The sequence below is a fragment of the Paenibacillus glufosinatiresistens genome, assembly GCF_031470375.1.
GTDB classification, from domain to species: Bacteria; Bacillota; Bacilli; order Paenibacillales; family Paenibacillaceae; genus Paenibacillus_AQ; species Paenibacillus_AQ glufosinatiresistens.
Genome location: NZ_JAVFHT010000009.1, coordinates 128,912 through 141,788, shown reverse-complemented (window position 1 = coordinate 141,788; position 12,877 = coordinate 128,912). Strand labels below are relative to the sequence as shown.

Annotated in this window: 13 protein-coding genes and 1 rRNA gene; 4 read left to right on the top strand and 10 right to left on the bottom strand. The window is 56.9% G+C overall.

Features of this window, described 5'->3' with window-relative positions; translation table 11 throughout:
* A 16S ribosomal RNA gene (locus RBI05_RS11990) occupies window positions 1-177 on the bottom strand; the annotation flags it as partial.
* A 409-nt stretch (window positions 178-586) separates the two neighbouring features.
* Here RBI05_RS11990 and RBI05_RS11985 point away from each other — a divergent pair.
* Window positions 587-718: a DUF4023 domain-containing protein gene (locus RBI05_RS11985; protein WP_150459538.1), complete on the top strand. Its 132-nt coding sequence runs from the start codon at window positions 587-589 to the stop codon at window positions 716-718.
* Between the two features lie 66 nt (window positions 719-784).
* On the opposite strand, the gene RBI05_RS11980 is transcribed toward RBI05_RS11985, so the two are convergent.
* From RBI05_RS11980 to htpG, 8 genes are all read right to left on the bottom strand, one after another.
* Complete coding sequence (locus RBI05_RS11980; protein WP_310551282.1) at window positions 785-1,252, bottom strand: DUF523 domain-containing protein; 468 nt, start codon at window positions 1,250-1,252, stop codon at window positions 785-787.
* A 23-nt stretch (window positions 1,253-1,275) separates the two neighbouring features.
* Complete coding sequence (locus RBI05_RS11975; protein ID WP_310551281.1) at window positions 1,276-2,529, bottom strand: PucR family transcriptional regulator; 1,254 nt, start codon at window positions 2,527-2,529, stop codon at window positions 1,276-1,278.
* A gap of 123 nt (window positions 2,530-2,652) precedes the next feature.
* Window positions 2,653-3,786, bottom strand: coding sequence for an alanine dehydrogenase (gene ald, locus RBI05_RS11970; protein ID WP_310551280.1), 1,134 nt, complete (start codon window positions 3,784-3,786; stop codon window positions 2,653-2,655).
* 192 nt (window positions 3,787-3,978) lie between these two features.
* Window positions 3,979-4,722 carry a hypothetical protein gene (locus RBI05_RS11965; RefSeq protein WP_150459542.1) on the bottom strand — a complete coding sequence of 248 codons (744 nt, stop codon included), beginning with the start codon at window positions 4,720-4,722 and terminating at the stop codon, window positions 3,979-3,981.
* Window positions 4,723-4,734: 12 nt separating this feature from the next.
* Window positions 4,735-6,018, bottom strand: a complete 1,284-nt coding sequence (locus RBI05_RS11960) for an extracellular solute-binding protein (RefSeq protein ID WP_310551279.1) — start codon at window positions 6,016-6,018, stop codon at window positions 4,735-4,737.
* A complete protein-coding gene (locus tag RBI05_RS11955; RefSeq protein WP_310551278.1) occupies window positions 6,018-7,334 on the bottom strand; it encodes a GGDEF domain-containing protein in 1,317 nt (438 codons plus the stop codon). Before RBI05_RS11955 ends, RBI05_RS11960 begins: the two co-directional genes overlap by 1 nt.
* 174 nt (window positions 7,335-7,508) lie before the next feature.
* Window positions 7,509-7,973: a HEAT repeat domain-containing protein gene (locus tag RBI05_RS11950; RefSeq protein ID WP_310551277.1), complete on the bottom strand. Its 465-nt coding sequence runs from the start codon at window positions 7,971-7,973 to the stop codon at window positions 7,509-7,511.
* Window positions 7,974-8,334: 361 nt separating this feature from the next.
* Window positions 8,335-10,215, bottom strand: coding sequence for a molecular chaperone HtpG (gene htpG, locus RBI05_RS11945; protein WP_310551276.1), 1,881 nt, complete (start codon window positions 10,213-10,215; stop codon window positions 8,335-8,337).
* Window positions 10,216-10,540: 325 nt separating this feature from the next.
* On the opposite strand from htpG, the gene RBI05_RS11940 reads away from it, so the two are divergent.
* Genes RBI05_RS11940 through RBI05_RS11930 form a run of 3 tightly spaced genes read left to right on the top strand, consistent with a single transcriptional unit; the run spans window position 10,541 to window position 11,640 of the window.
* Window positions 10,541-10,840: a lasso peptide biosynthesis PqqD family chaperone gene (locus RBI05_RS11940; protein ID WP_150459546.1), complete on the top strand. Its 300-nt coding sequence runs from the start codon at window positions 10,541-10,543 to the stop codon at window positions 10,838-10,840.
* Window positions 10,837-11,295 carry a lasso peptide biosynthesis B2 protein gene (locus RBI05_RS11935; RefSeq protein WP_310551275.1) on the top strand — a complete coding sequence of 153 codons (459 nt, stop codon included), beginning with the start codon at window positions 10,837-10,839 and terminating at the stop codon, window positions 11,293-11,295. The genes RBI05_RS11940 and RBI05_RS11935 overlap by 4 nt, the downstream gene beginning before the upstream one ends.
* 15 nt (window positions 11,296-11,310) lie before the next feature.
* Entirely contained in the window at window positions 11,311-11,640 is a 330-nt protein-coding gene (locus tag RBI05_RS11930; protein WP_150459548.1) for a helix-turn-helix domain-containing protein, read from the top strand.
* 196 nt (window positions 11,641-11,836) lie between these two features.
* Here the strand turns inward: RBI05_RS11930 and galE are convergent, their stop codons facing one another.
* Complete coding sequence (gene galE, locus RBI05_RS11925) at window positions 11,837-12,874, bottom strand: UDP-glucose 4-epimerase GalE (RefSeq protein ID WP_150459549.1); 1,038 nt, start codon at window positions 12,872-12,874, stop codon at window positions 11,837-11,839.
* Window positions 12,875-12,877: the final 3 nt, after the last annotated feature.

Sequence of the window (12,877 nt, the reverse complement as noted above, 5' to 3'; positions counted from 1 at the left end):
TATTAGCTACCGTTTCCGGTAGTTATCCCGGTCCGAAGGGCAGGTTGCCTACGTGTTACTCACCCGTCCGCCGCTAACTCATCCAAAGAGCAAGCTCTCTGAATGAATCCGCTCGACTTGCATGTATTAGGCACGCCGCCAGCGTTCGTCCTGAGCCAGGATCAAACTCTCCATAAAAGGCTCGACCTTCGTCGAGCTGAACGTCTGAAAGGTATCAATCTCGGCTGAGCCGATCCTTTCGGACGAACAAGTTCGTTTGACTTGCTCATAAGATGAATCTGACGAGATGTTACTCTCGATTAATACTCACTCGTTGTTCAGTTTTCAAAGATCAAACTCGGCGTTACTGGTTAATAACTCGCCAGCAACTCTTATAGTATAGCATGTCCGGTTTGAAGATGCAAGCTTTATTTTTCAATCTCTGTATCGAGCTTGTACCACTCGATAGCCTGTATTTCTTGGCCGGAATTAGAATATACCATACATTCATTTCTCATGCAAGCTTATTTTAAAATAAACTTCGCATGACTTCTGTTTCTCTCGGGAACCTTAAATCCAGCCTTTGATTCAGACAGGAGGAGATCTTATGGATAACACTCGCGAGTTCGTTGACAAGCTGCACGAGCAGCAGAACAAAGAGCGTAAAAATCAGGAACATCAGGGTAAAGGAAGTCCCGGCAACCGGCTCCCGAATAAACAGCACAGCACCAATAAGTAGGTTGCGTGTCCGCCTCTATTCCAGGGAAGACTCCGAGCAGGTGCTTTCGGGTCTCCCCTTTCCTCTTCAGTCTTCTCCGCCTATGACCTCAACCCACTCGTCTTCGGAGTAGACTTTAATTCCGGCTTGACGCAGAAGAGCAACTGTGACGCCCTCTCCCGGAACCCGTACGCCGGCGAACTGTCCGTCATAAATCCGCTTACTGCCGCATGAAGGACTGTTCTGCTTGAGAAGCGCTTTGGTGATCCCCATTCGCCGGGCTTGCTCCAGCGTCTGCTTCGCACCTTGAATAAAAGCCTCCGTCACATCCTCGCCCGCACGGTTCATTACCCGGGCGCGTCCCGCCAGCACATCCTCACCGGTCCCGCCTATAATCTCGGCGGGCTCTCGCGGCGTCGATAATCCGCCCAGCACTTCCGGACAGACCTGAATCGCCTTTCCTTCCCGCACCAACCGAGCTATCGTATCGATGCGTCCATGTCTGCCGTCATAGCGGCATTCCTCTCCGGCCAGACAAGCACTTATCATCCACATCCGCGTTGTCTCCTTCTATATGATTACCCCAGATCCGGGTGCGCAGCCAGCCACATGTTCACCCGCTCCGTCTGCTCCGTCAGCAGGTCAATATATACCGATGTCCGGTAGTGGGCGTTCTTGAGCGAAACGCCGGCGATTTCGGCAATCCGGTTCAATCGGTACATCAAGGTGTTCGTGTGTATATGCAAATAGGCCGCCGACTCCTTCAGATGACTATCGAGCGAGAGATACACGGCAAGCGTCCGCAGCAGTTCGCTTTTATGCTCTTCATCATGGTCCAGCAGCGGCTGCAAAAACGGGCTCGGCCGCGTGCCCGACCGCTTGATCTCCATAATATCCGGGAGATGCCGGAGAAAGCCGGCATCCTCGTAGAGCAGCAGGCTGCGAGCGTGGTAGGGAAAAAGGCGCCGCAGCTCAAGCACGGCCTTCGCTTCCCGGTAGGCCGCCCCCGCCTGACGGTATTCCCGGGTCTCCATGCTGCAACCCGCGGAACGGCTGCCGCCTTCGCCGCCGGCTCGCTCGACAAGCTGGCGAAGCAGTTCGGCCCGTCCCAAGGGACCCCCCCGCCAGCCGGCGAATGAGAAGAGCGCAATGATCCGCTCGTGCTCGCAGGTCTGAAAGAGCAGGCGGATTTTGTTCTCCGCCGCAAAGGCCTGCCGAAAGCGAAGCTGGACATTCTCGTCGACTCTTCGGCCGCACTCAAACACGCCGATATGGTAAGCTCCGGGGAGCAGGATGGAGAGGGCTTCGGCATCCCGGGCAATGGAGGATTCGGTCTCGTAATACGAGGTCAGCAGCTTCCAGAAAAAGTCCTCTTGGGTCTTCTCCTGCCTGGCCTTCCATCCGCGCTGCTTCAGCAGGTAGCGCCCTGCGCTCCTGGCGGCCTGCTCCACAATTGCTTCGGCCAGGCCGAGCTTCAAATCGCCGGTATCCACCACCCAGATATAACCCAGCACTTCTCCGCGGTGCTTGAGGCAAACGGCCAACCTCGGGCCAAGGCCGACTTCGGGGAGGGCCGGTATGCGAAGCGGGCCGGCGGCGTTCTCAAGCGCCTGCAGAATCCCTTGCTGCCGGAGTCCTGCGATGACGGCGGAGGGGACTTTTTTGCCGATAATGGTAGAAATCCGGGCCGGGTCACTCTCGAAGCGATGGGAGCTGTAGCCGATGACATGGTGGTTCTCGTCCTCTATCGTTACCTGGGCCTGGAGACTATCGCCAAGCGCATCGGCCAGCGATTCCAGGCTGTCAAACGCACGGTCAAAGGAATGTTCCATGGACGCCAACTCCTGATCAGGTTTGAGGTCTATTATACTATGGAACGCAGGCGGGATTCTCCACGGAAGCAAAAAAAGGACAACCGGCGCGCCGGCTGTCCCATCTCCTATTCTTCGATGTGCCTATCGGGCCACAAAAGTGCGGGAGAGCGCCTCTTCCGCCGGCACATAAGGCTGGCTGAGCGCTTTGGCGACCGCCTCGCAGGTCACGGCCCCGCCTGCAATGTTGAGACCGTCCCTTAGACCCGAATTCTCCCGCAGAGCTGCCGCAAGACCTTTGTTCGCAATCTGCAGCGCATACGGCACGGTGACATTCGTCAACGCCAGTGTTGATGTCTTCGGAACGGCCCCCGGCATGTTGGCTACCGAGTAATGCAGGACTCCGTGCTTCTCGAAGACCGGATGATCGTGGGTAGTGACCCGGTCGATGGTTTCGACGATGCCGCCCTGGTCGATAGCGACGTCGACTATAACCGAACCGGACTTCATGGACCGCACCATCTCTTCGGTGACCAGCTTAGGCGCTTTTGCACCCGGAATCAGGACCGCTCCGATCAGCAGATCCGCTTCGGCAACGGCACGGGCAATGTTGAACGGATTCGACATCAGCGTATGAATCTGCGTACCGAAGATATCGTCAAGCTGCCGGAGACGATCGGCGCTGACATCGACAATGGTAACGCCAGCCCCCAGGCCGACAGCCAGTTTGGCGGCATTCGTTCCTACGACTCCGCCGCCGATTATGCTCACTTTGCCGCGGCTGACTCCCGGCACTCCCGAGAGGAGAATGCCCTGTCCGCCATGATTGCGCTGGAGGAATTGGGCGCCGAGCTGAACGGCCATTCGGCCCGCCACTTCGCTCATTGGAGTCAGAAGCGGCAGGGAGCGGCCGTCGGTAACCGTCTCGTAGGCAACCGCAGCCACGCCTTTCTGCTGAAGAGCGGCCGCCAGTGCCGGCTCGGGCGCCAGGTGAAGATAGGTGAACAAGAGCAGTCCCGGTCGGAAATAGGCATATTCCTTCTCAAGCGGCTCCTTGACCTTCATAATCATTTCAGCCGCGCTCCAGACCTCCGCCGCATCCCGGACAAGCGCTGCTCCCGCCTGTTCATATTCTTCATCGCGAAAACCGCTGCCCAGGCCAGCGCCGACCTCTACCAGCACGCGATGCCCCGCCTGCACCAAAGTAACGACACCCGCCGGTGTAATGGCAACCCGATTCTCGTTGTTCTTGATCTCTTTGGGAATTCCGATAATCATGTCCAATCTCTCCTCTCCTCTGGCCCTTCATGTCAATAATTATAACGTCATACCAACTGAAAAGGATTGTGAAAAACAGAAAACCGGAGCTGACATGCTTGTGTTGAATCACAAAGAGGAACTTCAACGAATTACGTGTCACCTATAATTACACAGTCGCTTATTCTTGCGCATTCATTTGTTCTTACGCATTCATTTGTTCTTACGTGATTTCCTGCGCTTACGCCATAGCCAGACAACGCCTCCCGCTCCAAGAAGCAGTACGGCACCTGCCGCTCCTGCTATCCGAGCCGGGTTCGGCACCCGGATCTCCATCTCCACCGGCTGCGGGTCAACGGGACGAATATGCCAGACCAGGCTTCGTCCCCGGTCCTCATCCGCATTATTGGCCCCTGCCAGATCAAAAGGCAGGTTCAGCCTGAAATCAAACACAAACCGGCGCAGCAGCAGCTTGGCCATCGCCCCCGTTCTTCCCAGACTGTCCAGCTTCGCTTCCGCCCGATCCATGTAAGCCTCCGGCTTCACGGCAATCCGGACCGAATAGACCGAATAGAACCAGCGGTTCTTCTTCTGTACGGAGACGTCTACCCAATCCCCGGCATCGGCAAAGACGGCGGAGTTCATTTGTTCCCGGACCGCGTTGCGGAAATCCGTAAAGGAATCGTAGGAGCGGCTTAGGTTGTAACCCAACCGGCCGTCTTCTTCATTCTTGACAAAAGGCGGTCCTCCCTCGGCCAACAGCTCGTCGATAGCCGCCTCTCCCCGGCTTCCCAGCAGGGAACGGGTCCGGTCGTCCATGACAACGCTCAGTTTCATGTCGATGCTTCCGTCCCGGTGCACCGTCATCTCCCCGCCGGACTGGACACAGCCGGCCAGCAAGGTGAGCAGGACAAGCGTCAGCAAGATTTTGCCGGAGTTCCGTATTCTTCTTCTCATGACGCCCCCTCTTCATTCTGATGGAATTTGCAGCAGAGACCGCCAGTCATTCGCAATCCGGTCTGTCCCTTCTTCCACGCTCAGTCTCCCCAGAAGCATGACGTTCAGGTTCGATGTGAAGTCCAGAAAAAGATCCGATACTTCCGGAATGGCCGGAAGCGCGCGGGCGGTGTCCATCTGCAGGCGAAAGCCCTGTACAATGTCATCTTCAGACAGTTCCTCGTCCAGATAGGCTGCCGCCTGGGTCGGCAAGGTACGCAGCCGCCGGCTCTGCTCCGCCTGAATCTCTGCGCTCGTTAAATACGAAATCAGTTCATAGCTCTCCCGCGGATGCTGGGTGTAACGGTTGATGACCAGCGTCTGTCCGCCCACCGGCGATCCTTGGCCTCCCGGGCCCGAAGGGATAGGGGCAACGCCCAGGCTGTCGGCCGCTCCGGCGAACTCGCGGCCCTTCAGCACATCTCCGACAGCCCAGGGACCGGTGATGATCATGGCGGATTTGCCCTTTTTGAAGTCGTCGATCATGGTGTTGTAGCCGTTGTTGAAGTCGGAATACGGCTGGGTTACGCCCATCCGCATCAGCTCCCCCATAAAGGACAGGCCTTGTCTGGAAGGAGCCGAATCGATGGATATCTCGCCTCTCGTTCCGATCATGCCGCCGCCGAACGCCCACAAATAAGGGAGGGCAAAATAGGAGTCCTCGGATACATACAACCCGTAGTGCCCGTCTTTTGTGGCCGCCGCAGCGGCTTTCTTGAGCTCCTCCATGGTCTTCGGCGGCTGTTCGTAGCCGGCTTCGGCCAGAAGGCGTTTGTTGTAGAGCAGAGCGGGCACTTCAACCACAGACGGCAGTCCGTAGAGCTTGCCCTGATACATCGCTGCCTGCAGCGCGGAACCCAGAAAGCCGGAGCGCTCGGAGGAAGTGATCAGCGAATCCAGCGGATAGACGATGTCCAGACTGGCGTAGCCGGGAATCCAGGTGTTGTCGGCCCGGAAGATATCGACGGCTTGATCGCCCAGAATGGCGGTCTTGAATTCATTGGTCGCGGCAGGGAACGGACGCTTGAACAGCGTCACTCTGATATCCGGATGTTCTTTCTGGAAGAGGTCGATCTTCTCCCGAAGAAAAGCCGTCTCTTCGTCGTCCGATGTCGTCCAGAAGGTCAGGAATACGGGCTCGTCCCCGCCCTGCGTGCCCGAACAGGACAGCAAGAGGAGCAGCGCCGAGCAGGCTGCCGCCGGCTTGAGCAGCGGAGCGACAAGGCGGCCGAACCGAGTGAGCAGGTCTGTGCGCATCACGGATTGCTCCTCTCCGTCCCGGACATTCCGATGCGGTTACGGCCGGCCTCCTTGGCTTCGTACAGAGCTCCGTCCGCCCGTTTCAGCAGCTCTTCGGGCGGTTCTCCGGAAGAGGGAACGGCATGGGCTACGCCGAGGCTCAGGGTCACCGTCTCTCCGACTCTGGAGGCGCGATGCGGCAGGCGAAGCGCGTCAATGCCTTCCCGAATGCGCTCCGCCATGCCAAGCGCGTCATCCAGCGAGGAATCCGGCATGAGCACGACAAACTCCTCGCCGCCATACCGCGCAGCCAGCGCCCCCCTGTCATGGGCGGCTTCCTGGATAACGCCCGCTACAAGACGAAGACAACGGTCGCCTTCCTGATGGCCGTAATAATCATTAAACCTTTTGAAGTAGTCAATGTCGCACAGCACCAATGAAAGTTCTCCCCCCTCCCGAACCAGCCGTTCCCACTCCTGGGCCAATCCGCTGTCATACCGGCGCCGGTTGGCGATTCCGGTCAATCCGTCCCGTTCGGACAGCTGCTGCAGAAGCTGGTTGGAATCAACCACCGATCGCAGCGAGCCGGTCATGCTGTTGAAGGCTTCCGCAAGATCGCGCAGCTCGTCTTTACCTTGAAAATGCAGCGGCGGCACATCAAGATTTCCCCTCGCTACAGTCTGGGCGGAGGACTTCAGCCGGTCGATCCGGCGGACCATCCAGTTCGACAGGACGAACGCGACGACCAGGGACAGCACAATAGCCGCTGAAGCCGCCGAGTACGTCAGCGTGCGGTTCAGCCGGACGCTGCGTTCAATGGTGCTCCGGTAGCCGTCGATTCGTTCCTGCTCTTCCTTGGAGAAGGCATGGAGCGCAAAGGCGACCGGGTCAAAGCTGTTCCGTGTATATTGTACCTGAGCCGCTCCGACTTGTCCCTGCTCCTTCTGGTCGATAATGTTCCATTTGACCTTCAGATAGGCCGACCATTTCCGGCGGAAATCTTCAATCTGTTCCCGGCTTCGCTCATCCTGGGTCAGCTTGTCGAGCTTGTCGATCTCGTCTTCCAGGTAAGACACGCTGGCTTTGAACCGGGATTCAAAATCCCGTTCGCTGCTCATCGGAGCAAGCATGTAGTGCGCCCCGTTGTCGTTGACGGTTCGGGCGAACAGATTGATGCGCTGAACGACCTCCAGTCTCACCTCCGACTGCAGGATGCTGTCGGTCAGCCGGACAATCCGGTTAGTTAAAAGGTTGGACACGACCGTAGTCGTCAGAAACAGCGCGATAATGATAGCAAAACTCATGTATAGTTTCAATCTGATGGATAACCGCATGGGCTGTTCCTCCGCCAACTTCAGTGTGAAGCCCGAACTGAGGGCTTGTCTTACTTCCTATATCGGCAGTATACCGCAAATCCTACATAAACGTACGAAATTCGACATAAGAAAACGAGCCTTCCGACTCATGCGGAAAGCTCGTACATCAGATAAACCCCTGCTACAGTCCTGTTACTTGGCGTTGGACCAAACGCCGCGCAGCCATTCGTCAAAGGCTTCGCCTTTCTCCCCTTCGAAAGCGTCGTACACGTCAATCCGCATCTTGCGGAATTTGTCCCGGAATTCCTCATACGTATGCTCACGCGGAAGGCTCTTCTTGATCCGGAGCGCAATCTTGCTTACGCCCCGGAACGGCTCGTGCCGGTTCTTGGAAGGCGGAGAGACCTGCTCGCCGAACGTCTTCAACTGACGGTAGGCAGCTTCCTGTACGGTGTAGACAGGGTCGTTCTCCAGCAGACGCTTGAGAATATCGGTTACTTGACGGTGCGGGTAATGTCCAAGCTCTTCAACTGCGGCGAGGCGGGCTCTCCAGTCGGCGGACCGTCCGGCAGCCTTCTTCAGTTCGGCATAATGGGCCGGAAGCCCGTCGCTTGCCGCGGAGGCGTTCTCTTCTTCATTGGGATGTTGCAGGTTCATTTCTTCCTTATTCAAAACGGTTAGTCCCCTTCTATCGTCAGTCTGGACAGGCCGGTGAACCGGCTCATCAACGCAGTATCGCTATTCCATTGTAACCCAGGCCCCCACCGGACTCAAGATTCTTCCCACCAGCGCGGAACGGTCCGGGTGAAACCCTCATAATCCTCTAACGCCACCCGGCACCGGTCCCGCATCCCTTCCACTTCGTCAGGTCCGTACGGGACGGCCCAGACAATCGAGAAGAGCGAAGAATCAGAGAGCGGCGCTTCAGCGGAGCGGAAGTGCCGGGACGGCAAAACGGCGCGGGACCCGTTGTGCGGGCACCGCGCCGTTTCGATGAAACCGGGTCTGACGGAAGGCGTCAGACCATGATTTTGCAAATATCGTTCGTAAATTCAACCGGATCGCTTACCGGCAGGCCTTCGATCAGCAGCGCCTGGTTATACAGCAGCTTGGTGTAGAGCGCCAGCTTCTCCTTGTCCTTGCCGCTCGCTTCCTTCAGCGACTGGAACACCTCGTGGCCCACATTGATCTCCAGTACTTTCTCGGCCTGAATGTCGCCGCTGTTGGGCATGGCGCGCAGCGTTTTCTCCATCTCAATTGTCAGCTCTCCCTCGGTGGAGAGGCAGACCGGGTAGGATTTAAGCCGTTTGGACGCTTTGACGTTCTTCACTTTGCCGCCCAGGATGCTCTTCATCTCTTCGAAAAGCTCCTGGTTCTCGCCGCCGCTCTCTTCGCCCGCCTTGTCGCCGTCTTCCGCTTCCAGGCCCAAGTCGCTGCTCGATACCGAACGGAACTCCTTCTCCTTGTAGCTCATCAGCATCTTGATCGCGAACTCGTCGATGTCGTCGGTGAAGTACAGGATTTCGTAGCCCTTGTCCGCTACCAGCTCCGTCTGCGGCAGCTTCTCAATCCGTTCGATGGATTCGCCGGAGGCGTAATAAATGTATTTCTGGTCTTCCGGCATGCGGGAGACGTACTCGTCCAGGGTGACCAGCTTGTTCTCCTTGGAAGAATGGAACAGCAGGAGATCCTGCAGCACATCCTTGTTCATGCCGTAGTCGTTATAGACGCCGAACTTGAGCTGCCGGCCGAACGCCTTATAGAACTGTTCATACTTGTCGCGTTCGTCCTTCAGCAAGCTCTGGAGAGCGCTCTTGATCTTGTTCTTGATATTCTTCGCAATCAGGCTGAGCTGGCGGTCATGCTGCAGCATTTCGCGCGAAATATTGAGCGACAGATCCTCGGAATCGACCATGCCCTTCACGAAGCTGAAATAATCGGGCAGCAGGTCGCCGCACTTGCTCATGATGAGAACCCCGTTGGAGTAGAGCTCCAGACCCTTCTCATATTCCTTGGTGTAGTAATCAAACGGCGTGCTCTCCGGGATGAACAGGATGGCATTATAGACCACCGCGCCGTCTGCGCTGATATGGACGTGCTTCAGCGGCTTGTCGAATCCGTAGCGCTTCTCCTGATAGAAGTTCTCGTAGTCGGCATCGGTCAGTTCGCTCTTGTTCTTCCGCCAGATCGGCACCATGCTGTTGACCGTCTGCTCTTCGGTCTTCTGCTCGTACTCGTCCTCCGTGCCTTCTTTCAAGGCGCTGCGAGTCACGTCCATCTTGATCGGATACCGAATGAAGTCGGAGTATTTCTTGACGATGGATTTGAGGCGGTATTCCTCCAGGAACTCGTCGTAATTGTCGTCTTCCGTATTGGCCTTGATCTTGAGGACGATTTCGGTTCCGGTCGCATCCTTCTCCGCCGGTTCAATCGTATAGCCGTCCGCTCCGTCGGATTCCCAGCGGAACGCTTCGGACGATCCCAGCGCGCGGCTGGTTACCGCCACATGGTCGGCGACCATGAAGGCGGAGTAGAAGCCGACACCGAACTGGCCGATGATGTTGTGCCCGTCCTTGGCCTCGTTCTCGCTCTTGAACGCCAGCGAGCCGCTCTTGGCGATGACGCCGAGGTTGTTCTCCAGTTCCTCCTGCGTCATGCCGATTCCCGTATCGGTAATCGTCAGGATGCGGTTGTCCTTGTCGGCGGAAATCTTAATGAAGTAATCATCCTTGTTGAAGACGAGCGACTCGTCGGTCAGCGCCTTGTAGTAGATCTTGTCGATGGCATCGCTGGCGTTGGAGATCAGTTCGCGCAGGAAGATCTCGCGCTGCGTATAGATGGAGTTGATCATCATCTCCAGCAGGCGCTTCGATTCGGCTTGGAATTGCTTTTTGGCCATGAAATGGGCTCTCCCTTTCTGCAATAAAATGACTGCTGTTAGCACTCGATTATCAAGAGTGCTAACCTTTTCTACTTTTTTATATATCATATCTATCCATTCAGGTCAAATCCGCTAAAATATGGGCACTCTACTCCTCCCCTACCCCCTCGTTACCCTCTTAAGTAGGTTGACAATGAACCGAAAGAAGTGTAATTTTAGGACAGAACCAATGTTCTTTATTAAGAACGTGTTTCCTGACGTGTCCGTTGCATATTTCTTCCTGGTAGCGGTCCTGTTCTTTCATAAGAACATCTGAAACTGATAATCTAAGGAGAATATTCGGATGAGCAAAAATACGGCGCTATCTCCCGAAACCGTTGTCGTACAGTGCGAAGGCAATGTCGTCAGCGATATGGACGGAGAGAAGGTAATGTTTAATCTGGAGCAGGGCAAATACTACAATCTCGGCCAAGTCGGCGGGGATATCTGGAGTCTGATTGAATCCCCCCGAACGGTTCAGGCCCTGATTGTCTCCCTTCAGGAGATCTATGAAATCGATGCCGAAATCTGCGAGCAGGACGTCATGCCCTTCCTTCAGCATCTGCTGAGCGAAGGTCTGATCCGGATCGACGGCCCCCAATGAGACGCGCGGCTCGCCGGCTTCTGGCGCTGCTCCGCCTTGGACCGAGGCTTCAGCTCCTGTACGCCGAGGCTTTTGTCAGACTTGCCTTGGCCCGGGTGCTGATTCTGTTCAAATTCGCCAAGGTGGCGCCCTCGCTCGGAGAACGCTGGATGGAATCCGACGCTTCCCTCGCTCCTGAACAGATCCCTGTCGTACGCGAAATTGCCAAGGCCGTACTGGTCACGGGCCGCTATACTCCCTGGGAGAGCAAATGCCTGGTTCGGGCCATTGCCTGCATGAAGATGCTTGCCCGCCGGGGGATTCCCAGCACTCTGTATTTGGGCACGGGCAAGGACGAGCAGGGACGGCTGATCGCGCATGCCTGGCTGCGCAGCGGTCCTTATTATGTATCGGGAGCCGAGGTCATGGACCGGTTCGTTACCGTGGACAAGTATGCCCATACGGCTAAATCATAAGGTAGGAGGTCAGCGATGATCGGTGAACGAATTCAGCAGCTTCGCAAGAAGAAGAATTACTCCCTGACGGAACTGTCCGAGAAAGCGGGAGTTGCCAAGTCCTATCTCAGCTCCATCGAGCGCGGCATCCAGCAGAACCCTTCCATTCAATTCCTGGAGAAAGTCGGGGGCGTGCTTGGAATCTCGGCCGAGGAGTTCCTTCAGTCGGAGCGCTCCTTCGACAAGAGCCATGATATGGACCATGAGTGGACGGATCTGGTGCATGAAGCGATGATATCCGGCATCAGCAAGGTTCAGTTCCGGGAGTTTCTGGAATACAACAAGTGGAAGCTGAGAAGAGGGTAGCCCGCAGGCTCCTGTTCCGCCGCTTCCGCTTCTGGCAAGCACCGCTTCAAGACCAACAAGGCGCCTCCGGCAAATGCCGGGAGGCGCCTTGTTGGTCTTGGGGTTTCGCGGGGCATGCGGGACTTGCGGGACTTGGGGTCCCTGAACCGGGAGGCGCTTGAATCGAGAGGGCGCTCTCCTGCCGCCTCGCTCCTTGCTATCCGCGGACCGCAGCGCTCCCGCTGCCGCGGTAGCCGTTCGGGTTGTTCTTTTGCCAGCGCCAGGTGTCCTCGCACATTTCATAGACGCTCCGCCGGGCCTGCCAGTTCAGCTCGCTTGCTGCCTTGGCGGGATCGGCGTAACAGGCCGCAATATCGCCGGGCCGGCGCTCGCCGATGGCATAGGGAATGGAAGTGCCGGTAGCCGCTTCAAATGCGGCAATCATCTCCAGCACGCTGTACCCCTGCCCCGTTCCGAGATTGTAGGCCTCTACTCCCGTGCGGTCACTCAGACGCTCCAGCGCCTTCAGATGACCGTCGGCCAAGTCCATCACATGAATGTAATCCCGCACCCCCGTTCCGTCCGGCGTATCGTAGTCACTGCCGAAGACCGAGACTCTCTCCAGCTTCCCGACCGCCACCTGGGAGATGTAAGGCATGAGATTGTTGGGAATTCCGTTCGGGTCTTCCCCGATCCGCCCGCTCTTGTGGGAGCCGATCGGATTGAAGTAGCGAAGCAGGGAAATGGACCAGCGCGGGTCGGAGATATAAAGGTCGCGCAGAATCTCTTCGATCATCAGCTTGGTCCGTCCGTACGGATTGGTCGCGCCGAGCTCGGCCTCTTCGGTAATCGGCACCCGGCTCGGATTGCCGTACACCGTGGCCGAAGAGCTGAAGACCAGGCGGAAGACGCCATACTGCGCCATAACTTCGCAGAGCGTAACCGTGCTGAGGAGGTTGGTCCGGTAGTAGAGCAGCGGCAGCCGAACCGATTCGCCCACCGCCTTCAGTCCGGCGAAGTGAATCACTGCCTCGATCGAATGATTGGAGAAGACCTCCTCCAGACGCTCCCGGTCCAGCAGGTCCATTTCGTAGAACGCAAACGCTCTCCCGGCGATTTCCCCGATCCGGCGCACCGCCTCCGGATGACTGTTCGAGAAATTATCCACTATCACAATTTCATATCCGGCTTCAAGCAGCTGCACTGCCGTGTGGCTGCCGATGTATCCGGCTCCGCCCGTAATCAAGATTGCCATGTT